Origin of the sequence: Janthinobacterium sp. BJB401, assembly GCF_013372745.1 — a bacterium.
Taxonomy (GTDB): domain Bacteria; phylum Pseudomonadota; class Gammaproteobacteria; order Burkholderiales; family Burkholderiaceae_D; genus Janthinobacterium; species Janthinobacterium rivuli.
On the sequence record NZ_JABXFH010000001.1, the window covers coordinates 193,656 to 213,817 of the forward strand.

Genomic DNA, 20,162 nt, shown 5'->3' on the forward strand with positions numbered 1-20,162 from the left:
CATGTCAGAGTTCCAGTTCCGGCACGTTGGGCAGGCGCTCGACGAGCAGCACGTGCACCTGGCGCGCATCGGCGCGCAGCACCTCGAAGCGCAGATTGCCCAGGTCGAAGATGTCGCCCTTGTGCGCCATGCGGCCCAGGTACTTGGAGACGAGGCCGCCGATGGTGTCGACGTCGTCGTCCACCAGGTGGCTGCCCACTTCCTCGTTGAACTGTTCTATCTCGGTCAGCGCCTTGACGCGCCAGCGGGGGCCGAACTGGCCTTCCTTGAGCGAGAGGATATTGTCCTCGGCTTCGTCAAAGTCGTATTCGTCCTCGATGTCGCCGACGATCTGTTCCAGCACGTCTTCGATGGTGATCAGGCCGGCGACGCCGCTGTACTCATCGACGACGATGGCCATGTGATTGTGGTTGGCGCGGAAATCGCGCAGCAGCACATTCAGGCGTTTCGATTCGGGGATGAAGATGGCGGGGCGCAGCATGTCACGCACGTCGAAAGTTTCTTCTGCGTAATAGCGCAGCAAGTCTTTCGCCAGCAGGATGCCGATAACCTTGTCGCGCTCGCCTTCGATCGCGGGGAAGCGCGAGTGGGCGGTGGACAGGACTTCCGGCATCCATTCCTCGATCGGCTTGCTGATGTCGATGACATCCATTTGCGAACGGGGAATCATGATGTCGCGCGCACAGAGATCCGATACCTGGAACACGCCTTCGATCATCGACAGGGCGTCGGCGTCGATCAGCTTGCGTTCATGCGCATCGTGTAGAACTTCGAGCAATTCTGCACGGTTCTCTGGCTCGGGGGAAATGAGTGCGGTCAGGCGTTCAAACAGTGACCGGTGGGGCTTGACGTCAGTTCTGACGCCACTAGGGTGCTCGGGCATAGGAGGCGTGAGCCGTTGTTGCGAAGGGATATAGGATACACCAAAAGTGGGGGAATACCGGATTTCCCCGCTTTTGATGCAAATTTAATACGTTGAAGTGCGCCGTTGCCCGACGTTTCAGGCGTCCTGGCCCAGCACGCGCGCGCGCAAGCCGGCCACGTCGGCCTGCCAGTCGGCGAAATGTTCGCTGTCCTGCCACAACTGGCGCAGTTCCGAGGTCTCGGCGGTGATCCTGTCGAAGGCCAGGCGGGCCTTCTCCAGCAGCGGCGGCGTGACTTTCTTCCTGCAGGCGGCCACCCATTCGTCCACCTCAGCCGTGGCCGGGTCGGCCTCGCCCGGCTTGCCCAAGAGGCGGGCGATCACTTCCAGCGCGGCCAGCGCCTCGGCGGCGAACGGCGCTTCCAGTTCCGCTTCCTGGCTGTCGATGACGTTGTCGAGCGTCGTCTCGACCAGTTCCAGTGTTTTATATTCGTGCAAATCCTGCGCCCAATCCATGGCGTAGTCGTTGCCGAAGGCATCAAGTGCCCAGGTGCCCATGTCCTTATTCCTTGTACGGGTCGGTGATGCCGAGTTTCGCGAGGATCTCCGTTTCCAGGCCCTCCATCTCGGCCGCTTCCTCGTCATCCATGTGGTCGTAGCCCTGCGCATGCAGCACGCCGTGCACGATCAGATGGGCCGTGTGCTCTTCCACGCTTTTCTTTTGTTCCGCCGCTTCCTTTTCCAGCACGTCCGTGCACAGGATGATGTCGGCGCGCGTCGGTTCGTCCTCGGCCAGTTCCTCGCCTTCGTTGTAGGCAAACGTCAGCACGTTGGTGGCGTAGTCCTTTTCGCGGTAGTCGCGGTTCAGGCTGCGGCCTTCTTCCGCGTCGACGAAGCGGATGGTGAATTCGGCCGGGGCGAACAGGGCCGCCTTGACCCAGCGGCGCACTTTCGGGCGCGTGATCAGGGTTTCCAGGCGGGCGTCCGGGTATTGCACGGACAAGGACAGTTTATTTTTTTCGGACATTTTTGGCGGCGGCTGGTTTGATCAGGGGGAGCAACTGGGCGGCGTCGGCGCTGGCGGCCTGCGCCGTTTCATAGGCGTCGACGATGCGCGCGACGAGCGGGTGGCGCACCACATCGGTGCTGTTAAATTGCGTAAAGCCAATGCCGCGCACGTCTTTCAGCACTTGCACGGCGTCGATCAGGCCGCTTGTCTGGCTCTTGTGCAGGTCGACTTGCGTGACGTCGCCCGTCACCACGGCCTTGCTGCCAAAGCCGATGCGCGTCAAAAACATCTTCATCTGTTCGACGGTGGTGTTTTGCGCTTCATCAAGGATGACAAAGGCGTGGTTCAGGGTGCGCCCGCGCATATAGGCCAGCGGTGCGATCTCGATCACCTGTTTTTCAAACAGTTTTTGCGTGCGGTCAAAGCCCAGCAAGTCGTACAGCGCATCGTAAAGGGGGCGCAGATACGGATCGACCTTTTGCGCCAGGTCGCCCGGCAAAAAGCCCAGGCGCTCGCCCGCTTCGACGGCGGGGCGCGTCAAAATGATGCGCTTGACGGCGTCGCGTTCGAGCGCGTCGACGGCGCAGGCGACGGCCAGGTAGGTTTTACCCGTGCCGGCCGGACCCACGCCGAAGCTGATGTCGTGTTCGAGGATGTCGCGCAAATACGCGATCTGGTGCGGCGTGCGCCCGCGCAGGTCGGAGCGCCGCGTTTTCAGCACGGGGCTGGCGATGTCCGGCTCGACGAAGGTGCTGGCGGGTGCGTTGGCGTGGTGTTCCGAGGCGGCGGACAGGCCCGCGCGCTGCTCCACCAGGGCCAGTTGCACTTCTTCCAGCGGCACGACCTTGTTGGCGATGGCGTAGAACTGTTCCAGGATTTCCACGGCGCGCGCGGCATTGCTGCCGCCGACGATGAACTTCTCGCCGCGGCGGAAGATCGTCACGTCGAGAGCGGCGGAAATCTGGCGCAGGTTTTCATCGAGGGGGCCGCACAGATGCGCCAGGCGCGTGTTGTCGAGCGGCTCGGGGATGAAGTAATGCGGCTGTATCGGGGCTTTGGTTTTCAACTGGCTCTTTTCAATGCGGGTGCGCTGGCGACGAGTTCGCCGCGCAGGGTGTAGGAATGGCTTTCGGTGATGCGCACGTCGACCAGCTGGCCGATCAATTGCAAACCGTCGGGGCCGGCGTCGAAATTGACCACGCGGTTGTTCTCCGTGCGGCCTTGCAGTTCACTGTCATCGGTGTCCTTTTTCGAACGGCCTTCGACGAGGATGGTTTGCACCGTGCCCACCATGGCCAGGCTGTACTTGCGCGTGTTGGCGTCGATGGCCGCCTGCAATTGTTGCAGCCGGGCCAGCTTGAATTCATGCGGCGTGTCGTCTTCCAGGCTGGCGGCCGGCGTGCCGGGGCGCTTGCTGAAGATGAAGCTATAGCTGTTGTCGAAACCCACGTCGGCGATCAGCTTCATCATGGCGTCGAAGTCGGCCTGGGTTTCTCCAGGGAAACCCACGATGAAGTCCGACGAAATGGCCATGTTCGGGCGCACGGCGCGGATGCGGCGGATGATGGACTTGTATTCGAGGCCCGTGTAGCCGCGCTTCATGGCGCCGAGGATCTTGTCGGAACCGTGCTGCGCCGGCAGGTATAAATGGTCGACCAGTTGCGGGATCTTCGCGTAGGCGTCGATCAGGCGCTGCGTGAATTCCTTCGGGTGGCTGGTGACGAAGCGCATGCGTTCGATGCCGGGGATATCGGCCACGTATTCGAGCAGCAGGGCGAAGTCGGCGATGTCTCCGCCTTCCATCGCACCCCGGTAGGCGTTCACGTTTTGCCCCAGCAGCGTGATTTCCTTGACGCCCTGGGCGGCCAGGCCCGCCACTTCCGTCAGCACGTCCTCGAAGCGGCGCGACACTTCCTCGCCGCGCGTGTAGGGCACGACGCAGTAGCTGCAATATTTGCTGCAGCCTTCCATGATGGAAACGAACGCCGAAGCGCCTTCCACCTTGGCTGGCGGCATGTGATCGAACTTTTCAATCTCCGGGAAGCTGATGTCCACCTGCGAGGCGCCGCTGGAGCGGCGCAGTTCGATCATCTGCGGCAGGCGGTGCAGGGTCTGCGGGCCGAAGACCATGTCGACATACGGCGCGCGCTTGACGATGGCGTCGCCTTCCTGCGACGCCACGCAGCCGCCCACGCCGATCAGCAGGTGCGGCTTGGCCAGTTTCAGCTCGCGCAGACGGCCCAGGTCGGAAAACACTTTTTCCTGCGCCTTTTCGCGCACTGAGCAGGTGTTGAGCAGGATCACATCGGCGTCTTCCGGCGTGTCGGTGCGCACCAGGCCATCGGAGGCGCCCAGCACGTCGGCCATCTTGTCCGAGTCGTACTCGTTCATCTGGCAGCCGAAGGTTTTAATGAATACTTTTTTCTGCATGGCGTCGGGCGCTTATCGGTAAGTGTGGCGGCAAACAAGATGGTTGGGCAGGATGCTGCAGCGCAGGGGGCCGCTCAGGGTGGGGCGCGGTGGATGACCGGCCGGGCGCCTCTGGCTGCCCGGTGGCAGGCTCGCTGCAAGTTCAGGCCATAGTTTAGCGTAAATCGCCGGGGCGGGCCATGTTGTGCTTACCTTGCCGACAAGGTTGCCGCCTGTATATGCGCCCATTTTCAGTAATGCCTAAAAGCATTTATTGCCGTACAACACCATTGATTTGTAACAAGTTGCTGCAAAGCCTTGTGTGCGCCCGCTGGCATCCTAATGTGTTGAAATAGCATCGTTGCCAAGCCAACCAGCAGCTTGATTGATATTTAACAATCAGGAAGTTTGCGCGAGGCGCAGATGCTGCGTGATTGGGCTAGTATATTGTCTTATATGCAATTCATTTCAGAGAATTGCACTTGCTTTTAGTGTCTTTACTCACGCGGCAAGCTGCGTACCCTGGCTGGGCGTGGCTGTGCAGGTCCTGTGCAGGCAGTGCGATAAGGAGGGGAGGCTGAATCCGATGGAAAGACGTTTATTTAATTAAACACTCTAAGCCAGCCTTAAGTTCGAATCGGCATTATTTTCTACATTCACCAGACGAGGAAAAATCATGGCACATCATGCATTAGCATCGCAAGAGAGTTACAACCCGAACCACCTGCTGGATATTCTGCTGAGCAAGATGCAGCTGAAAAACGATGCAGCCCTGTCGCGTCTGCTGGAAGTGGCGCCACCCGTCATCAGCAAGATCCGCCACCACCGCTTGCCGGTCGGCGCCTCGCTGCTGATCCGCATGCACGAAGTGACGGGCATGAGCATCCGTGACCTGCGCGACCTGATGGGCGACCGCCGCACCAAGTATCGTTTGTCCGACGCCCAGGGCCGTCCAAAAGCGGAAGACCGCGGCGATGCGCAAGAATCGAATTACGCGCACTGATGTGGCGGTTGCACGCTGACTGTGCCGCTTGCGTAGCTGCTGGCGGCAACAGGCTGGCGTGGACCGGGCAGCATGGACGTACCGTACTACCCCTAACGGCTTTCGCCTCGCAGCGAGAGCCGTTTGCGTTTGCGCCAGTGTTTAGCTCAACAGCGCCGAGGTGATTTCATCGTAGCGCAGCTCCGTTTCGCGGAACAGCTGCAGATACGTGTCTTCGCCCAGGCCCAGCGCATCCCAGGCCACCGGCGAGACGCGCGGCACCATGTCGTCGCCCGCCTGCGCCAGGTCGAGCGCGCACACAATCGCATTGGCCACGTGGATCAACGATGCGAGGAAGCCTGCCCCCGGCGTTTCCGGCTGCAGGTAGTTGCCCAGCGCCAGGCGCATGGTGTCGGAAAAATTCCAGTGCTCGGCCAGCGCCACGCCAGCCTGCACGTGATCCACGCCCAGCACGGTCTGCTCCGCTTCGAGCAGGCTGCAATCGTGCGCCGCCTGGTACGCGATGACTTGCGCATAGTGCGCGGGAAAGCTGCTGACCAGCACCAGGCGGCCGATGTTGTGCAGCAAGCCGGCCGTGAAGGCGTAGTCCTGGTTGAAGCGGATCTGCCGCGCCAGCACCTTGGCGCAAGCGGCCGTGGCCACCGAATGGCGCCAGAAAGCCTTGTCGTCGAAACCGGGGCAGCGTCCTTCCGGGAAGCAACCCGTGATGGCGGCCGACGTGATCAGGCTGCGCGTCGTCTGGAAGCCCAGGTACGTGATCGCCTGCTGAATGGTGGTGGCTTTGACTTGCAAGCCATATTGCGAGGAGTTGGCCAGGCGCAGGGTTTTTGCCGTCAGCGCCTGGTCGTACGACACTTTTTTGGCCAGCACGGAAATATCGACGTCTTCCTGGTCGATGCTGTTGAGCAGTTCCATCACGACGGCGGGCAGCGAGGGCAGATCGTCGAGGTGGGCGACGATGTCGTCGAGCGTCAGCTGGGTGCTCATGCGGCCTCTCCCGTGCCCAGGCGGTAAGCCGTGACATAGGCGCGCAGCAAGGTGGTGGCCGCGTCCAGGGGATCCTCGGGGTCATGCTTGCGGAACAGGTAGGCCAGCCGTTCACTGTCGGCCGCCTGTTGCGCGGCGATTTCTTCGGGTGACGGTGGCGGCGCCTGGATCGGCAGCATGTCGATGTTGTGGCGCGGCATCAGGGCCAGCATGTTTTCCGTGAGTACCGCGCCTTGCGGCAGCAGCACTTGTCCATGCGCATCGAGCAAGACATCCGACAAGACCATGCCAGGACGAACTTGTTCCAGGGGTAGATGTTGATGCATGACCGCCATGACGACTCCTTAGATGATTGCGGGATATTACCATTGCCATGACGCAATGTCTCAACCTGTATCAAGGCCCTGAGGAAAACGGCATTGCTGTAAATCTTGCCAATAAGTATGTCATACCGTACATTTGATTCAGGCTGTTGTCCGCTGACGTCTGTGCGCCCGCGCCGCGGGCTGGCGGCCTGGCACGGGGAGTATTGATCGATGGTGAGTATCCAAGTCCGGCTGACCCTGCTTTTTGTCGTGATCGTCACCCTGGTGCTGGGCATTTCGGGTACCTATACCCAATATACACTGAGCCAGGAACTCGAATCGGGCAGCGCGCGCTTGCGCAGCGGCGTGCTGACGCGCTTGCAGACGAGCTTGCCTTCGGCCCTGTGGGACCTCGACAAATCCAAGGTTGACAGCATCGTCGCAGCCGAAATGCTGCCGCCGGAACTGGTTGGCATCCGCGTCTACGACGCTTCCGTCGGCCTGTTCGCGGGCGAAGTGCGCGACGCGGCCGGCACCCTGGTGCCCTTGAGCGCCGACGTGGCCATGGGCGGCACGCCCGTCGAGGCACCGCTGGTGTTCCGCGACGCCGTGGCCGCGGCCACGGGCGGCAAGCCGGTGATCGTCGGCAAGGTCATCGTCAATTTCAGCCGCGCCCAGATCGATGCGGCCCTGCGCGGCGAAGTGCGGCGCAAGGTGCTGGAAGTGTTGCTGCTTGACATCATTTTGGTGGGCGCCCTGGCGCTGAGCCTGCGCATCGTCTTTGGTCCCTTGAAACAGTTGCGCGACGGCTTGTTCGACCTGGCCACGCGCGGCAGCGACGAGGTTGAAGAGCTGCCGGAAAACCGGCGCGACGAACTGGGCGACGTGATCCGCGGCTTCAATGCCGTGCAGCGCAAGCTCAAGTCCATCATCGAGGGCAGCCGCGAGGCGGAAGACATGGCGCGCCGCTCGCAGCAGGCAACGGCGCAGGCCATGGACGAGCTGCGCCGCGCGCAGGAATCGTTGCTGCAGTCGGAACGCCTGGCCTCGCTGGGCAGCCTGGTGGCTGGCGTGGCGCATGAAATCAACACCCCGGTCGGCATCGCGCTGACCAGTGCCTCGGTGCTGAAGGAAGCGACCGATGAGATCAGTGCGGCGGTGGCCGGCGGCAGCGTGAAGAAGACCGATATCGTGCGCTACCTGGAAACGGCCGGCGAGAGTGCGCGCCTGATCATGAACAATGCCTACCGCGCCGCGCACCTGATCCACAGTTTCAAGCAGATCGCCGTCGACCAGGTCAGCGAGGCGCGCCGTTTATTTGAATTGCGCGACTATATTGGCGAGGTGATCTCGAGCCTGCAGCCGACCCTGAAAAAGACGCGCATCCGCATCGATATCGATTGCCCGCCCGGCATCATGCTCGACAGCTATCCGGGCGCGCTGGCGCAGGTGCTGACCAACCTGGTCCTGAACTGCGTCGAGCACGCCTTTGATGCGGACACGGACGGCCATATCCATATCGGCGTGCATGGCGACAAGGACTGGATCGCCATGCAGGTGCGCGACAACGGCCGCGGCATCGCGCCCGACATGCTCGACCGCGTGTTCGATCCGTTTGTCACCACGCGGCGCGGACAGGGCGGCACGGGCCTGGGCTTGAATATCGTATTCAACTTGATTGCCAAGCAGTTTGGCGGCACCATCACGGTCAGCAGCACCTTGGGGCAGGGCGCGATGTTCCTGCTGCGCTTGCCCAAGGTGACGCCATTGCCGGAAGGCGCCGCCAGCGTGCCGGCCGGCCAGGCATAGGCAAGGAGACAAGACATGGCACAGATGGAAAACAGTCAGCAAGTGGCGCTTTTGCGCGGCATCAATGTGGGCCGCGCCAAGCGCGTGGCCATGGCCGACTTGCGCAAGCTGCTGGGCGACCTGGGTTTTGCGCAGGCGCGCACCGTCCTCAACAGCGGTAACGTCGTGTATGACGGCGGCAAGGTCGCGCCGGCCGATGCCGCTGCCCGCATCGAGGAAGCGCTGGTGCTGAAGCTGGGCGTGGCGGCCAGGGTGACGGTGCTGTCGGCCAGCCAGTTTGCCGAACTGATCGAACAAAACACGTTGGCGCCTGCGGCCGATGCGGCCCGTCTGCTGACCCTGGTGCTGAACAATCCGGCCGACATGCAGCGCCTGGCGCCCTTGCTGCAGCGGCCGTGGCAGCCGGAAGCGCTGGCGCTGGGCCAATGGGCCGCGTATGCCTGGTGTCCCGATGGCGTGCTGGCCAGCAAGGTGGTGGCGGCGCTCGGTGTGCTGCTGGGCGATGGCGTCACCTCGCGCAACTGGGCCACCATGCAAAAATTACAGGCGCTGCTGAACGGGCCGGAGGCGGCAGCCACATCTGCCAAGGAGCACTGATGTCTACCATCGAGACGCCATGAACTGGGATATCGTCAAGGGCGTGCTGATCCTGCTGCTTGCCGTCAGCGCCCTGGGCACGGCCTTCGTGCTCATTTCCGCCTCGGGCACGGACAAGGCGGCCTGCATCGCGCGCGCCCTGAAGTCAGGCATTCCTGTCGGGAATATCGAAAGAGTCTGCCGTTTGCTGGACAAGTGAGGCCGGACGATTGACGTGGTCAAAAAAATTCCGCACAAGGCGGAATTTTTTTAAGGCAGCGGCATCGGCCGCCGCAATAAGCTCAGCTATCGAATTTTTCCTGTTTTTCACCGTGCATGCTAAAGGCCAGCAAGCCCAGTCCCACCAGCAACATCGAGACCATGCTCGCTTCGGGCACGGGCGGCGGCACGTTCGCCTGCTGTACCGCCGGGATGGTGGCCGCGGGCGGCGGCAGTGCGCCCTGGCGCGCACCGGCGCTGCGCCAGCGCGGGGTGGCATTGAGCGTCGAGTCCTGCGCCAGCAGGCGCGCATACGGCAAGTCCGGTGTTTCCCAGCCGGGATTGTCCGCCGTGCTGGTGAAACCGAGACTGTCGTCGCTCACGACAGGCGCGCGTGCCGTGGGCGGGGAACTATCGCTGGCCGCCACATTGCCGGCACACGCCGACAGCGCCAGCATGGCCATGCATAGCGGCTCAAGTATCTTCATCTTTGACTCCCTGGTTCACCGTGCGGTGCGGCCGAAACCGGCCTGCGCCTGGACGGACAATTCGCCTGTACGGGGGCGTATCACGATTTTTCTGATGAGGCCTTATTACAGCACAAATCGTGTCAATTTTGCTACGTATATTTGCATTAAATTACGAATATTTATCATTTTGATAGCGCGCAGGCTATCGCTGCCGCACACTTGGCATGAGCACGCTATCGCTGAAAAACACTGTTGTTTTTTTGTGCGAATCGCCAGCACGAAAACAATATATTGATTAGTATATTGTTTATCGCACGATGTTCAATATGACCGCCTGTGGGAGGGCAAGATGGAGACAGTTGCAACACAACATGCCGAATACAACCTCGACGCTATGCGTGGCTCGGCCTACAAGGCCAGCTCGCTGCTCAAGGCCATGGGCAATGCCGACCGTTTGATGCTGCTGTGCCAGCTGTCGCAGGGCGAGCATTGCGTCAGCGACCTCGAACAGAAAGTGGGCATCGGCCAGCCGACCCTGTCGCAGCAGCTGGGCGTGCTGCGCGAAGAGATGCTGGTGGCCACGCGGCGCGACGGCAAGCAGATTTATTACCGCGTCGCCAGCGCGCCCGTGCTGGCCGTGCTGCAAGTGCTGTACGCGCAATTTTGCGCGCCGCGCCCCACCTTCAACGACGAAGCGGACTGATACTGCCATGAACATAGCCTGGCAGCACTTCACGCCGTGGGCCTCGCTGGCCGGCGGCATGCTGATCGGTCTGGCGGCGGCCCTGCTGATTCTGTTCAATGGCCGCATCGCCGGCATCAGCGGCATTGTCGGCGGCTTGCTGCGCCCGCGCAGCGGCGACCTGGGCTGGCGTATCGCCTTTCTTGCCGGCCTGATCGGCACGCCCCTGCTGTACCAGCTGTGGCAAGCCTTGCCGCCCGTACAGATCGACGCGGGCACGCCGGCCCTGATCGTGGCGGGCCTGCTGGTGGGCGTGGGTGTGCGCTATGGCGCCGGCTGCACCAGCGGCCACGGCGTGTGCGGCCTGTCGCGCCTGTCTGCGCGTTCGCTGGCGGCCACTTGCGCCTTCATGGCGGCAGGTTTTCTCACCGTCTATCTGTTGCGACACTTATGAGCAAGCTGATTCTTTCCCTGTTGAGCGGCCTCGTCTTTGGTGTGGGCCTGATCGTCTCTGGCATGAGCAACCCGGCCAAGGTGCTCGCTTTCCTCGATCTGGCCGGCGCCTGGGACCCGTCGCTGGCGCTGGTGATGGGTGGCGCCATCGGCGTGGCCTTGCCCGCCTTCTGGCTGGCGCGGCGGCGCGCCAGGTCGCTGTTGGGTGTAGCCATGCAATTGCCGGCATCGCGGCGCATCGACCGGCGCTTGCTGCTGGGCAGCCTGGCCTTTGGCGCGGGCTGGGGCATCGCCGGTTTTTGTCCTGGCCCCGCCCTCGTGTCCCTGCTGGCGGGTCAGCCGAAGGCGTGGCTGTTTGTGGGCGCCATGCTGGCAGGTATGGCCGTGTTTGAAGTGCTGGAGCGCCGCAAGCTGCCCGCGCCGGCCTGAGACGGTACAATCTGGCGCATCGCCACTTTGGATACCGCTTACATGACAACCGTGATTTTCCGCGCCGGCGCGCGCGCCGCCCTGCTGTGTAGCGTGCTGGCCCTGGCCGCCTGCGGCAGCTTGCTGAAGAAGTCAGCGCCGCCCGCTCCCGCGCCCGTGGCCGACACCTTGCCCAATCCGCAAGTGCTGCTGCTCGGTGAAGTCCATGACAATGCGCAAGGCCAGCGCCTGCGCGTGGAAGAATTGCGCCGCCGCCTGGCGGCCGGCTGGCGTCCCGTGATTGTCATGGAACAGTTCGACCGCGACAACCAGGACTTGCTGACGCGCGCCGCGCGCGATTGCGCCGACCCCGATTGCATCATCCGCGTGATGGAACAGCCGCGCTGGGACTGGAGCTTGTACCGCCCGGTGCTGGACCTCGTCATCAGCTACCAGCTGACCCTGGTTGCCGGCAATCTGTCGCCGGCCGATGCCTCGCGCATCGTACGCGACGGCATCCAGTGGTCCATGCCGCCCGCCATGGTGGCCACCTACCTGGCTACGCCCGTGCCGGCAGACATTTTGGATGGGCAACAGAAGGAAGTCCAGGCGGCCCGCTGCAATATGCTGCCCGACATGATGGTGGGTGGCGTCGTCAACGCCCAGGTGGCGCGCGATATCTGGATGGCCAAGCTGATCCGCGACCAGGCGCCGCGCGACGTGGTGCTGATCGCCGGCAACGAGCATGTGCGCAAGGACATCGGCGTGCCCCGCTGGCTGAAACTGGCCGACCCGCAGCTGAACGTGCGCAGCATCGGCTACCTGGAACAGGGTGGCAGCGGTTTCAAGGGCACGTTTGACCTGACGCAAACGATGCCGGCGCAGCCGCGCCCCGACCCGTGCCTGAAGTTTAAAAAATAAGATTTATAAAGTAAACGCTACTGCTGCACCCGCACCAGCGCGCTGACCCGGCTTGCCGTATCGAGCAGTTTCGGCAAGCTGTGTTCCAGCAGGTGCGCCACGGACGGCCCCGCCGTCTGGCCGCTGACGTTGATTGCCGCCACCACTTTGCCGGCCCGGTCGAACACGGGCGCGGCCAGGGCGATCAAGCCTTGCTCCAGCTCTTCCTGCACCAGGCACCAGCCCTGGCGCCGCACTTGCGCGATCTCTTCCATCAAGACGTCGATATCGACCTTGGTTGCCGGCGTGATTTTCAGCAGCGCCATCTTCGACAGCCGTTCACGCAGCACGTCGGGCGCCAGGCCCGATAGCAACACTCTGCCCATCGAGGTGCAGTAGGCGGGCAGGCGGCTGCCGATGCCCAGGTTGATCGACATGGTGCGGTGCGCGGACAGGCGCACGACATACACGATGTCGTCGCCGTCGAGCACGGTGGCCGAGCACGACTGGCGCAAGGTCTGCATCAATTCTTCCAGCAGCGGCTGCGCCTGCGTCCACACGGGCAGGGACGATAGATACGCATAACCGAGGTCGAGCACCTTGGGCGTCAAACGGAACAGCCGCCCGTCCGCTTCCACATAACCGAGATGCAGCAAGGTGAGCAGGATGCGCCGCGCGCCCGCGCGCGTCAGCTGCGCCCGTTCCGCCACTTCGCTCAAGGTCTGTTGCGGCGCGTCCGCGCCAAAGCTGCGCAGCACGGCCAGGCCCCGTGCAAACGATTGCACATAGCTGTCGCCAGGGCGGGGCGCGCCGTCCGCATCGACGGTTTCTTCGGTAGCAAGGGAGGTGCTGCTGCGTGCGGTCATGGCAATTCCAATGGATCAAGGTGGCAATTATAGCCATGGCGCTGGCGAAAACGGCAAATTGACAAGCGCCCCGATCAGGCATATTCTCACGAATAAGTTCTAAATACGAATATTTGTTCGTTATACGAACAAATGGCCGATGAGTTTGATGTGAAGGAGACCGCAATGATCGACAAACTGCGTTCCAGCGTGCTTGATGCGCTGGCCGATATCCACGATGGCGCCACCGTCATGATTGGCGGCTTTGGCGGCGCGGGCCAGCCGGCCGAGCTGATCGACGGCTTGATCGCCCAGGGCGCGCGCGACCTCGTCATCGTCAACAATAATGCGGGCAACGGCGACACGGGCCTGGCCGCCCTGCTGAAAAACGGGCAAGTGCGCAAGATCATCTGCTCGTTCCCGCGCCAGGCCGATTCCCACGTCTTCGATGCCTTGTACCGCGCGGGCAAGCTGGAGCTGGAGCTGGTGCCGCAGGGCAATCTGGCCGAGCGCATCCGCGCCGCCGGCGCCGGCATCGGCGGCTTTTTCACGCCCACGGGCTATGGCACGGACTTGGCCAAGGGCAAGGAAACGCGCGAGATCGATGGCCGCATGTATGTGTTCGAGTCACCGATCCACGCCGATTTCGCGCTGATCAAGGCGGAGCAGGGCGACCGCTGGGGCAACCTGACTTACCGCAAGACGGCGCGCAACTTCGGCCCCATCATGGCCATGGCCGCGAAAGTCAGCATTGCTTCCGTGCACGAGGTGCTTGACTTGGGCAGCATCGATCCCGAGCACGTCATCACGCCGGGGCTGTTCGTGCAGCGCCTCGTGCAAGTGCCGCGCACGGCCACCGGCCCCGCCGGCTTCAAAGCTGCCTGAGGAGTAACAAATGAATAAATGGAATCGAGATCAAATGGCGGCCCGTGTGGCGGCCGACATCCATGAGGGCAGTGTCGTCAACCTCGGCATCGGCTTGCCGACCTTTGTGGCGAACCACTTGCCGGCTGGCGCCGACATCATCCTGCACAGCGAAAACGGCGTCATCGGCATGGGCCCCGCGCCAGCGCCGGGCGAGGAAGACTACGACCTGATCAACGCGGGCAAGCAGCCCGTCACCTTGCTGCCCGGTGGCAGCTATTTCCACCATGCCGACAGCTTCGCCATGATGCGCGGCGGCCACCTGGACATTTGCGTGCTGGGCGCGTTTCAAGTATCCGCCACGGGCGACCTGGCCAACTGGCACACGGGCGCGCCAGACGCCATTCCCGCCGTGGGCGGGGCCATGGACCTGGCCATCGGCGCGAAAAAAACCTGGGTCATGATGGAATTGCTGACCAAGACGGGTGAAAGCAAGCTGGTGCAGGCCTGCACTTATCCGCTGACGGGCATCGGCTGCGTCAGCCGCATCTACAGCGACCTGGCCGTGCTTGACCTGGGGCCAAATGGCGCCACGGTCGTCGAACTGGCCGATGGTTTGAGTTTTGAACAGCTGCAAGCGTTGACGGCCGTGCCGCTGACGGACGGACGTTAGTTCAGCATCAATACGTCACCATCAATACGCAACACAATTTCTTGGAGGAAAGAACATGACCCACGCATACATTTGCGACGCGCAGCGTACGCCGTTCGGCCGCTACGGCGGTGGACTCGCTGGCGTGCGCGCCGACGACCTGGGCGCCGTGCCCATCCGTGCCTTGATGGCGCGCAATCCCGAGGTGGACTGGACTTTTGTTACCGACGTGCTGTACGGCTGCGCCAACCAGGCGGGCGAGGACAACCGCAACGTGGCGCGTATGGCGGCCCTGCTGGCCGGCCTGCCCGACAGCGTGCCGGGCGCCACCCTGAACCGCCTGTGCGGTTCGGGCCTGGACGCCATCGGCAGCGCCGCCCGCTTCATCAAGAGCGGCGAGGCGGGCTTGATGATCGCCGGCGGCGTGGAAAGCATGAGCCGTGCGCCGTTTGTCATGGGCAAGGCCGAAAGCGCTTTTTCGCGCGGCATGAAAATGGAAGACACGACCATCGGCTGGCGTTTCATCAACCCGCTGATGAAGGCGCAGTACGGCGTCGATTCGATGCCGGAAACGGCGGAAAACGTGGCGTCCGACTTCGGTATCAGCCGCGCGGACCAGGATGCGTTCGCCCTGGCCAGCCAGGTCAAGGCCTTGGCGGCGCAGCAGGCGGGCGTGTTCGACAGTGAAATCTGCCCTGTCAGCATCGCGCAAAAGAAGGGCGACCTCGTTGTTGTCAGCCGCGACGAGCACCCGCGCGCCACCACCCTGGAGACCCTGGCCAAATTGAAACCCGTCGTGCGCACGGACGGCACGATTACCGCCGGCAACGCGTCCGGCGTCAACGATGGCGCGGCGGCGCTGCTGCTGGCTGATGAAGCGAACGCGGCCCGCTTCGGCCTGACGCCGCGCGCCAGGGTCGTGGCCATGGCCACGGCTGGCGTGGCGCCGCGCATCATGGGCATCGGTCCCGCGCCCGCCACCCTGAAAGTGCTGGCCATGACGGGTTTGACCCTGGCCGACTTCGACGTCATCGAACTGAACGAAGCGTTTGCCGCGCAAGGCCTGGCCGTGCTGCGCCAGCTGGGCTTGCCTGACGACGATGCGCGCGTCAACCCGAATGGGGGCGCCATCGCCCTGGGCCACCCGCTGGGCGCCTCGGGCGCACGCCTGGCCATGACGGCCGTCAACCAGCTGCACCGCACGGGCGGGCGTTATGCGCTCTGTACCATGTGCATCGGCGTGGGGCAGGGCATCGCGCTGGTGCTGGAACGGGTCTGATTCCACGCGCCCGCAGGCGAAAAAAAGTTGCCCGTCATACGTATTAACGCGTATGCCGGGCGGCTTTTTGACCCGGATCAAGGGCGTATGATGCAAAACCAGCCTGGGCAATCCGGCTGGCGTTGGCTTTTTCACACGAACAAGAAGACTGATATGACATCCCACGATACTCCGCATGACGTTGCGCAGCTGACTTCCCAGCAGCGCATCAAGGCCATCATTGGCGCTTCCTCCGGTAACCTGGTCGAATGGTTCGACTTCTACATTTACTCGTTCTGCGCGCTGTATTTCTCGCACGCTTTCTTCCCTTCCGGCAACCCGACGACGCAGCTGCTGCAGACTGCCGGCATTTTTGCCGCCGGCTTCCTCATGCGTCCCGTGGGCGGCTGGCTGTTCGGCCGTATCGCCGACAAATACGGCCGCCGCCAGTCGATGATGATTTCCGTGCTGATGATGTGCGGCGGCTCCCTGATGATCGCCGTGCTGCCGACCTATGAAACCATCGGCGCCTTCGCGCCGTTCCTGCTGCTCGTGGCGCGTCTGTTCCAGGGCTTGTCCGTGGGCGGCGAATATGGCACCAGCGCCACCTACATGAGCGAAGTGTCGGAATCGGGCAAGCGCGGTTTCTTTGCCTCGTTCCAGTACGTGACCCTGATCGGCGGCCAGCTGCTGGCCTTGCTGGTGCTGGTGGTCTTGCAACAATTGCTGACGCTGGAAGAATTGCGCGCCTGGGGCTGGCGTATCCCGTTCGTGTTCGGCGCCCTGGCGGCCCTCGTGTCGCTGAACCTGCGTAAATCCCTGACGGAAACGACCACCGCCAGCGAGCGCAAGGACAAGGATGCGGGCAGCCTGCGCGGCTTGCTCAAGCACAAGCGCGCCTTCATCACGGTGCTGGGCTTTACGGCCGGCGGCTCGCTCGTGTTCTACACGTTTACCACCTACATGCAGAAATACCTGGTCAATACGGCCGGCATGGATACCAAGACGGCCAGCGCCGTCATGACCTGCGCCTTGCTGGTGTACATGATTTTGCAACCGGTGTTCGGCGCCTTGTCCGACCGCATCGGCCGCCGCACCTCGATGCTGTTCTTTGGCGGCCTGGCCACTCTGTGCGTGTTGCCGATCATGCATGCCTTGAAAGACGTCACCAGCCCGTACGCGGCGTTTGGCCTGATCATCATCGCCCTGGCCGTCATCAGTTTCTACACGTCGATCAGCGGCTTGATCAAGGCCGAAATGTTTCCCGTCGAAGTGCGTGCGCTGGGCGTGGGCCTGTCGTATGCGGTCGCCAACGCCATGTTCGGCGGTTCGGCCGAATACGTGGCGCTGCAGTTCAAGGCCTGGCACGTGGAAGAGTATTTCTACTGGTACGTGACCGTCATGTGCCTGATTTCCTTCATCGTTGCCATCCGCATGCCGGACCCGAGCCGCTCGGGGCTGTTGAAGTAACGTTGTCGTAAAATGGGGGACACTGCGGTGTCCCTTTTTCATCACCGTCTTTCTATCGTGCCGATCAGGAGTTTTCATGTCGTATGTCATTCCCGCAGCCATCCAGCCCAGCGTTCCCGTCACGGGCAGCGCCGACAGCTTTCCCGTCCACCGCATCTATTGCGTGGGCCGTAACTATGTCGACCATGCCAAGGAAATGGGCCACACGGGCCGCGAGGCGCCTTTTTTCTTCATGAAACCCAACGACGCCGTGCTGCCCGTGCCAGCTGGCGCGACGGGTGAACTGCCATACCCGGCGCAGACGCAGGATTTCCAGCACGAGATGGAACTGGTGGTGGCCATCGGCAAGGGCGGCAGCGACATCGGCGTGGCCGATGCGTTGAGCCACGTCTGGGGTTATGCGATCGGCCTGGACATGACGCGACGCGACGTGCAGGGTGCGGCGAAAAAACTGGGCCGTCCGTGGGACACGGGCAAGGCCTTCGATCATTCGGCGCCCATCGGCCCCATCACTCCGGCCGCGCAGGCGGGTGATATTGGCAGCGCTGCCATCACCCTGCACGTGAATGGCGAGTTGCGCCAGGCCAGCACCATCGACATGCTGATCTGGAACGTGGCTGAAACCATCGCCGACCTGTCGACCTATTTCACCTTGCAGCCGGGCGATCTGATCTACACAGGCACGCCGGCCGGCGTGGCGGCCGTGCAGCGCGGTGACGAGCTGGTGGGCGCCATCGATGGCCTGGGCACTTTGCGCGTGAAAGTGGTCTAAGTTCTCAAGGAGACGCACATGATGAACGACACATATTCCGTAGCACAACCGGCGCGCGCCGAGATCGACGCCTTGACGGGCCCGGCCCTGCTGGAATTTGGCACGGGCTGGTGCGGCCACTGCCGCGCCACCCAGGCGCCGCTGGCCGCCGCGTTTGCGCAGCATCCCGGCGTGCCGCACCTGCGCGTCGAAGACGGCCCCGGCCGCGCCCTGGGGCGTTCGTTCAAGGTGAAACTGTGGCCGACCCTGGTTTTTTTGAAAGATGGTCAGGAAGTGGCGCGCCTCGTGCGCCCGCTCGACAGTGCGGAGATCGGCAAGGCGTTTGCCCTGATCGAGGCGTAATTGGCTTGCATCATTTCTTGCCGCACCGCACCACTGCGCGTATCATAAGCCGCTTACAGCAAGATCAACCGCATCCTGAGTGATGCAGGCGCGATCATCGCCGGCCCGCTCCACCCGGAGGGGCCGCAGGCAAGGATTCACCACAAATGACCGATGCCGCGATGCCGACGCGCGGGTCTGGTACGGAATGCCTGGCGATACGCCGGGCCTGATACACGTCGCCCATCCCCTGACGCCTTTCCTGCCGTGCCCCGGGTAACCGGATGGCGCACGACCGTTGTTTCTCTAAATCAGCACTGATCACGGCGCGATAGCGCGTGTTGGTACACCGTTGTCTGCCGTTAACAAACGGCGTGTTGCGGCGTGGAATTTGTTTGCGAATTTAATAGCAAATTCGCAGCAATTACGCCCACGCACAGCTATGATATGTGAACCGCGCGCCTAGACACCGTGCTGTGCTGCTGCCTGAAAAAACATCCAGAGAATGGCCTTTAGACACCCTCCCCAAGGAGCGCAGTAAATGAGTAAGCCCCGGAGCACCCCCCCCAAGAAAAATTCCCCCGGCACGGTGCTGTTCGCCAGCCTGATCGGCACCACCATCGAGTTCTTTGACTTTTATATCTACGCCACCGCCGCCGTGCTGGTGTTCCCGAAACTGTTCTTCCCCGCCGGCGACCCGTCGGCCGCCGTGCTGCAGTCGCTGGCCACGTTCGCCATCGCCTTCTTCGCCCGCCCCATCGGCTCGGCCGTATTCGGCCACTTCGGCGACCGCATCGGCCGCAAGGCGACTCTCGTGGCAGCCTTGCTGACCATGGGTATCTCGACCGTCATCATCGGCTTGCTGCCGACATATGCCGCCATCGGCACCCTGGCGCCGCTGCTGCTGGCGCTGTGCCGTTTCGGCCAGGGCCTGGGCCTGGGTGGCGAGTGGGGCGGCGCGGTGCTGCTGGCAACGGAAAACGCGCCACCGGGAAAACGCGCCTGGTACGGCATGTTCCCGCAGCTGGGTGCGCCGATCGGCTTCTTCCTGTCGGGCGGCATCTTCCTGCTGCTGAGCGAAACCATGACCGATGAACAGTTCTTCAGCTACGGCTGGCGCATCCCCTTCCTGGCCAGCGCGCTGCTGGTCATCGTCGGCCTGTACGTGCGTCTGAAGATCACGGAAACGCCGGACTTCCAGAAAGTCATCGACAAGAACGAAGTCGTCAAACTGCCCGTCGCCACCGTGTTCCGCCAGCATGGCCGCATGCTGTTCCTGGGCACCATCATCGCCCTGGCCACCTTTGTGCTGTTCTACCTGATGACGGTGTTCGCGCTGAGCTGGGGCACGACCAAGCTGGGCTTCACGCGCAAGGAATTCCTCATCGTGCAGCTGTTCGCCGTGCTGTTCTTCGCGCTGACGATTCCATTCTCGGCCGTGCTGGCCGACCGCCGCGGCCGCCGCGCCACCCTGATCTGGGTCTCCGTCGCCATCGCCATCTTCGGCCTGGTGCTCGCGCCCATGTTCGGCTCCGGCGTGACGTGGGAAGTGACGGTCTTCATGGCCGTCGGCCTGGGCCTGATGGGCATGACCTACGGACCGCTGGGCACGATGTTGTCCGAGCTGTTCCCGCCCGAAGTGCGCTACACGGGCGCTTCGCTGACGTTCAACCTGGCCGGCATTCTGGGTGCCTCGCTGGCGCCGTACATCGCCACCTGGCTGGCGACGAATTACGGCTTGCAATACGTGGGTTACTACCTGTCGCTGGCCGCCGTGCTGACCCTGGGCGCCTTGCTGATGGTGGGCAAGCCACGCGAGGGCAAGGAAGCCTGGCAGTAACTGCTTTCTGCTCGAAGTTCGAAAGCCGCCAGTTGCCCAGCTGGCGGC

Annotated in this window: 24 protein-coding genes; 15 read left to right on the forward strand and 9 right to left on the reverse strand. The window is 62.8% G+C overall.

Features of this window, described 5'->3' with window-relative positions:
* Positions 1–4: 4 nt before the first annotated feature.
* From HWE17_RS00840 to miaB, 5 genes are all read right to left on the reverse strand, one after another.
* Positions 5–883, reverse strand: a complete 879-nt coding sequence (locus tag HWE17_RS00840) for an HlyC/CorC family transporter (protein WP_034746750.1) — start codon at positions 881–883, stop codon at positions 5–7.
* Between the two features lie 117 nt (positions 884–1,000).
* Complete coding sequence (locus HWE17_RS00845) at positions 1,001–1,420, reverse strand: DUF4259 domain-containing protein (RefSeq protein ID WP_176387429.1); 420 nt, start codon at positions 1,418–1,420, stop codon at positions 1,001–1,003.
* A 4-nt stretch (positions 1,421–1,424) separates the two neighbouring features.
* Positions 1,425–1,889, reverse strand: a complete 465-nt coding sequence (gene ybeY, locus HWE17_RS00850) for an rRNA maturation RNase YbeY (RefSeq protein ID WP_076566427.1) — start codon at positions 1,887–1,889, stop codon at positions 1,425–1,427.
* Positions 1,873–2,937 carry a PhoH family protein gene (locus HWE17_RS00855; protein ID WP_076566429.1) on the reverse strand — a complete coding sequence of 355 codons (1,065 nt, stop codon included), beginning with the start codon at positions 2,935–2,937 and terminating at the stop codon, positions 1,873–1,875. The genes ybeY and HWE17_RS00855 overlap by 17 nt, the downstream gene beginning before the upstream one ends.
* A complete protein-coding gene (gene miaB, locus HWE17_RS00860; protein WP_176387430.1) occupies positions 2,934–4,301 on the reverse strand; it encodes a tRNA (N6-isopentenyl adenosine(37)-C2)-methylthiotransferase MiaB in 1,368 nt (455 codons plus the stop codon). Before miaB ends, HWE17_RS00855 begins: the two co-directional genes overlap by 4 nt.
* Before the next feature lie 655 nt (positions 4,302–4,956).
* Here miaB and HWE17_RS00865 point away from each other — a divergent pair.
* Complete coding sequence (locus HWE17_RS00865) at positions 4,957–5,283, forward strand: hypothetical protein (protein ID WP_034746769.1); 327 nt, start codon at positions 4,957–4,959, stop codon at positions 5,281–5,283.
* A 141-nt stretch (positions 5,284–5,424) separates the two neighbouring features.
* On the opposite strand, the gene HWE17_RS00870 is transcribed toward HWE17_RS00865, so the two are convergent.
* Together HWE17_RS00870 and HWE17_RS00875 are read right to left on the reverse strand one after the other, a co-directional pair.
* Complete coding sequence (locus tag HWE17_RS00870) at positions 5,425–6,270, reverse strand: HDOD domain-containing protein (RefSeq protein WP_176387431.1); 846 nt, start codon at positions 6,268–6,270, stop codon at positions 5,425–5,427.
* Complete coding sequence (locus HWE17_RS00875) at positions 6,267–6,596, reverse strand: hypothetical protein (RefSeq protein ID WP_341353810.1); 330 nt, start codon at positions 6,594–6,596, stop codon at positions 6,267–6,269. The genes HWE17_RS00870 and HWE17_RS00875 overlap by 4 nt, the downstream gene beginning before the upstream one ends.
* 210 nt (positions 6,597–6,806) lie before the next feature.
* Here HWE17_RS00875 and HWE17_RS00880 point away from each other — a divergent pair, with 210 nt between their 5' ends.
* The 3 genes from HWE17_RS00880 to HWE17_RS00890 are packed head-to-tail and all read left to right on the forward strand — an operon-like array spanning position 6,807 to position 9,180.
* Positions 6,807–8,384 carry a sensor histidine kinase gene (locus HWE17_RS00880; RefSeq protein WP_176387432.1) on the forward strand — a complete coding sequence of 526 codons (1,578 nt, stop codon included), beginning with the start codon at positions 6,807–6,809 and terminating at the stop codon, positions 8,382–8,384.
* A 15-nt stretch (positions 8,385–8,399) separates the two neighbouring features.
* Positions 8,400–8,981, forward strand: coding sequence for a DUF1697 domain-containing protein (locus HWE17_RS00885; protein WP_176387433.1), 582 nt, complete (start codon positions 8,400–8,402; stop codon positions 8,979–8,981).
* 19 nt (positions 8,982–9,000) lie between these two features.
* Positions 9,001–9,180, forward strand: a complete 180-nt coding sequence (locus tag HWE17_RS00890; RefSeq protein WP_035822028.1) for a hypothetical protein — start codon at positions 9,001–9,003, stop codon at positions 9,178–9,180.
* A gap of 82 nt (positions 9,181–9,262) precedes the next feature.
* Here HWE17_RS00890 and HWE17_RS00895 read toward each other — a convergent pair whose 3' ends face one another.
* The gene (locus HWE17_RS00895) at positions 9,263–9,667 is read right to left on the reverse strand and encodes a hypothetical protein (RefSeq protein ID WP_176387434.1); all 405 of its coding nucleotides are present in this window, start codon (positions 9,665–9,667) and stop codon (positions 9,263–9,265) included.
* 331 nt (positions 9,668–9,998) lie between these two features.
* Between HWE17_RS00895 and HWE17_RS00900 the strand changes: the two genes are divergently transcribed.
* From HWE17_RS00900 to HWE17_RS00915, 4 genes are read left to right on the forward strand one after another with little or no spacing between them, the layout of a single operon-like run.
* The gene (locus HWE17_RS00900) at positions 9,999–10,352 is read left to right on the forward strand and encodes a helix-turn-helix transcriptional regulator (RefSeq protein ID WP_035822023.1); all 354 of its coding nucleotides are present in this window, start codon (positions 9,999–10,001) and stop codon (positions 10,350–10,352) included.
* 7 nt (positions 10,353–10,359) lie between these two features.
* Positions 10,360–10,785 (forward strand): YeeE/YedE family protein, encoded by a 426-nt coding sequence (locus tag HWE17_RS00905; protein ID WP_035822021.1) that lies wholly within the window; start codon positions 10,360–10,362, stop codon positions 10,783–10,785.
* Positions 10,782–11,213, forward strand: coding sequence for a DUF6691 family protein (locus tag HWE17_RS00910; RefSeq protein ID WP_176387435.1), 432 nt, complete (start codon positions 10,782–10,784; stop codon positions 11,211–11,213). The genes HWE17_RS00905 and HWE17_RS00910 overlap by 4 nt, the downstream gene beginning before the upstream one ends.
* Before the next feature lie 42 nt (positions 11,214–11,255).
* A complete protein-coding gene (locus HWE17_RS00915) occupies positions 11,256–12,113 on the forward strand; it encodes a ChaN family lipoprotein (RefSeq protein ID WP_176387436.1) in 858 nt (285 codons plus the stop codon).
* Positions 12,114–12,130: 17 nt separating this feature from the next.
* Here the strand turns inward: HWE17_RS00915 and HWE17_RS00920 are convergent, their stop codons facing one another.
* Complete coding sequence (locus HWE17_RS00920; protein ID WP_176387437.1) at positions 12,131–12,958, reverse strand: IclR family transcriptional regulator C-terminal domain-containing protein; 828 nt, start codon at positions 12,956–12,958, stop codon at positions 12,131–12,133.
* 165 nt (positions 12,959–13,123) lie between these two features.
* Between HWE17_RS00920 and HWE17_RS00925 the strand changes: the two genes are divergently transcribed.
* The 7 genes from HWE17_RS00925 to HWE17_RS00955 all read left to right on the forward strand — a co-directional run bounded on the left by HWE17_RS00925 (position 13,124) and on the right by HWE17_RS00955 (position 20,114).
* Positions 13,124–13,822, forward strand: coding sequence for a 3-oxoacid CoA-transferase subunit A (locus HWE17_RS00925; protein WP_076573106.1), 699 nt, complete (start codon positions 13,124–13,126; stop codon positions 13,820–13,822).
* A 10-nt stretch (positions 13,823–13,832) separates the two neighbouring features.
* On the forward strand, positions 13,833–14,474 hold the full coding sequence (locus tag HWE17_RS00930; protein WP_176387438.1) for a 3-oxoacid CoA-transferase subunit B: 642 nt from the start codon (positions 13,833–13,835) through the stop codon (positions 14,472–14,474).
* A 55-nt stretch (positions 14,475–14,529) separates the two neighbouring features.
* Entirely contained in the window at positions 14,530–15,732 is a 1,203-nt protein-coding gene (gene pcaF / locus HWE17_RS00935) for a 3-oxoadipyl-CoA thiolase (RefSeq protein ID WP_176387439.1), read from the forward strand.
* A 153-nt stretch (positions 15,733–15,885) separates the two neighbouring features.
* Entirely contained in the window at positions 15,886–17,181 is a 1,296-nt protein-coding gene (locus HWE17_RS00940) for an MFS family transporter (RefSeq protein ID WP_035828173.1), read from the forward strand.
* 76 nt (positions 17,182–17,257) lie between these two features.
* Positions 17,258–17,953 (forward strand): fumarylacetoacetate hydrolase family protein, encoded by a 696-nt coding sequence (locus HWE17_RS00945; protein ID WP_176387440.1) that lies wholly within the window; start codon positions 17,258–17,260, stop codon positions 17,951–17,953.
* 18 nt (positions 17,954–17,971) lie between these two features.
* The gene (locus tag HWE17_RS00950; RefSeq protein WP_176387441.1) at positions 17,972–18,295 is read left to right on the forward strand and encodes a thioredoxin family protein; all 324 of its coding nucleotides are present in this window, start codon (positions 17,972–17,974) and stop codon (positions 18,293–18,295) included.
* Between the two features lie 520 nt (positions 18,296–18,815).
* Positions 18,816–20,114, forward strand: coding sequence for an MFS transporter (locus HWE17_RS00955; protein ID WP_035822011.1), 1,299 nt, complete (start codon positions 18,816–18,818; stop codon positions 20,112–20,114).
* Positions 20,115–20,162: the final 48 nt, after the last annotated feature.